The organism is Cedecea sp. (assembly GCF_036500665.1).
Classification (GTDB): Bacteria; Pseudomonadota; Gammaproteobacteria; order Enterobacterales; family Enterobacteriaceae; genus Cedecea.
On record NZ_DASYBS010000122.1, the window covers coordinates 1 to 2,492 of the forward strand.

Annotated in this window: 3 protein-coding genes; all 3 read left to right on the plus strand. The window is 47.3% G+C overall.

The features are described from left to right. Window positions 1-87 precede the first annotated feature (87 nt). The 3 genes from VGM55_RS20610 to VGM55_RS20620 all read left to right on the plus strand — a co-directional run bounded on the left by VGM55_RS20610 (window position 88) and on the right by VGM55_RS20620 (window position 2,461). On the plus strand, window positions 88-471 hold the full coding sequence (locus VGM55_RS20610; RefSeq protein ID WP_001055589.1) for a transposase: 384 nt from the start codon (window positions 88-90) through the stop codon (window positions 469-471). Continuing rightward, window positions 468-803: an IS66 family insertion sequence element accessory protein TnpB gene (tnpB, locus tag VGM55_RS20615; RefSeq protein WP_000618091.1), complete on the plus strand. Its 336-nt coding sequence runs from the start codon at window positions 468-470 to the stop codon at window positions 801-803. The genes VGM55_RS20610 and tnpB overlap by 4 nt, the downstream gene beginning before the upstream one ends. A 74-nt stretch (window positions 804-877) precedes the next feature. Continuing rightward, window positions 878-2,461: an IS66-like element ISAba25 family transposase gene (locus tag VGM55_RS20620; RefSeq protein ID WP_204379463.1), complete on the plus strand. Its 1,584-nt coding sequence runs from the start codon at window positions 878-880 to the stop codon at window positions 2,459-2,461. Window positions 2,462-2,492 lie beyond the last annotated feature (31 nt).

Consider the following 2,492-nt stretch of genomic DNA (forward strand, 5'->3'; position numbering starts at 1 on the left):
CGTAAGCATCCGGCTAACACAGCCTTACCAAGCGATCCTATAAGCCTTAATTTAGTTCCCACCTAAAAACAAGTGGGGACTTAATCCATGAACATGGATATATATTCAGCAACACCTCCTGTTGCTAAAAAACGCAGAACATACAGCAAAGAATTCAAACTCAGTATTGTCAATGCCTGCAAAAATCCTAATACCTCGATCGCTTCGGTCGCACTGCAACATAGTATTAATGCCAACCTTGTCAGTCGTTGGATCAGGATCTTCAGCCATCATGAGGGTGCCGTGCAGGATCCTACTCATGTGAATCCAGCATTTATTGCTTTACCTTACACTGCTGCAATCAGCCAACCTATTGATGAGAGGATCACGTTGTGTATCACCGTGCCTCATACGAATAATGATATTCAGCTAAAATGGCAGACATCAGAAATACCTGCCTTGGCAGAATTACTCAAGGCACTTGCAACATGATCCGCATTGATGAAATCTGGTTGTCTACTCAGCCCATGGACATGCGTGCAGGTATGGATACGACCATGGCTCAGGTGGTGAGAGCCTTTGGCTACATCAAACCGCATTGTGCTTACCTGTTCTGTAATAAACGTGGCCATCGCATGAAAGTACTGGTACATGATGGATTGGGCATCTGGCTGTGTGCCCGGCGGCTGGAACAGGGCAAATTTCACTGGGCTCAAGTTCACCAAGGTGAAACCGTGGCCCTCAGCCCGGAACAGTTACAGGCACTGATCCAAGGTTTGCCCTGGCAGCGCATTGGACGACAGCAGGTGGTGACGATGCTTTAAACCAGGCTGTTCCATTCTGCTATTCTCCAAACGTTCTATTTCATTCTCTTCATGACCTCAGGCATACTGCGGTCATGAATACGCTGCCAGACTTAAGCCAACTGACCCATGAACAACTGCTGGAATTTACCAGACAGTTGGCAATGCAGCATCAGTCTCTAGCACAATCAAACCAACAATTGGATGCCAAAGTTCAACATCTTTCTATTCTCAATCAAAAATACGAGCATGAACTGGCGCTGTTTAAAAAGCACAAATTCGCCCAAAGGAATGAACACTTAACGGCAAAACAAATCCATCTGTGGGATGAAGCGGTTGAAGAAGATATTGCCGCGGTTGATCTAGAACTGGAACGGCTAAATGCAGATAAAACCAATGCAGCGACACAGAAAGCCAAAACCAATAAACCTAAACGTCGACCACTGCCAGATCATCTACACACCATCCGTATTGAGCATGAACCTGCATCAACCCAATGTGCTTGTGGCTGCCAACTCCGTCGTATCGGCGAAGATGTCAGTGAAAAACTGCATTTCAGACCGGCACAGTTCTATAAGGAACAGCATGTGCGTGGTAAATGGGTCTGTGATCAGTGTGACACTCTGACTCAGCAAGCGATGCCCGCCTATGTGATTGATAAAGGCATTGCTTCACCTGAATTGCTCAGCCATGTGCTGGTATCGAAGTATGCCGATCATTTGCCGCTGTACCGTCAGCGCCTGATCTATCAGCGGACTGGCATTGATCTGTCCAGATCCACTTTATCTGACTGGATAGGTCGCTGCGGTGTAGAACTGGAACCTCTGGCCAATGCCTTAAAAGAGGTGGTGCTGCAACAGCGGGTGCTGCATGCAGATGAAACACCGGTCACCATCATGCGGATGGGTGAGAATAATAAAAAACCGAAGAAAGGTTATGTCTGGGCCTATGCCACCACACAGTATAATCCAGTTCAGGCGGTGATCTATGACTTTCAGGATAGTCGTTCAGGCCAGCATGCTGAAGAGTTCTTGAAAGGCTGGCAGGGCTATCTAGTCTGTGATGATTACAGTGGTTATAAAGCACGTTTTAAATCAGGCCAGGTGATTGAGGTAGGGTGCATGGCCCATGCACGTCGTAAATTCCATGAACTGCATGTAACTGGGAAAAGTCAGGTTGCTGAACAGGCCTTAGTGCTGATTCAGAAACTGTATGCGATAGAAGCAGAACTCAGGAAAAAGACCGATGGTACAGCGGAAGACCGCCGCGAATACCGACAACAGCATAGTCAACCAGTGATGCAACAACTATATGAATGGCTCAACCAACATCATCTGACAGTGCCATCGAGTTCTCCCACCGCCAAGGCTATCAATTACACTCTGAAGCGTTGGCCAGCCTTAAGCCGCTATCTGGATGATGGCAATCTACCGATATGCAACAATTGGGTAGAGAATCAGATGCGTCCCTGGGCGTTGGGACGCAAGAACTGGCTGTTTGCAGGTTCGCTGCGCAGTGGTCAGCGAGCGGCAAACATCATGACTTTAATCCAGTCAGCAAAGCTGAATGGCTTGGATCCGTATGCCTATTTAAGTGATGTGCTGAAAAGGTTACCGACACACAAAGTGACCCAAATTGAAGAATTGCTGCCGCACTGCTGGAAACCTAAATCGAATTAAAAAATAGGTATGGGATTCAGCGGACGCTTAC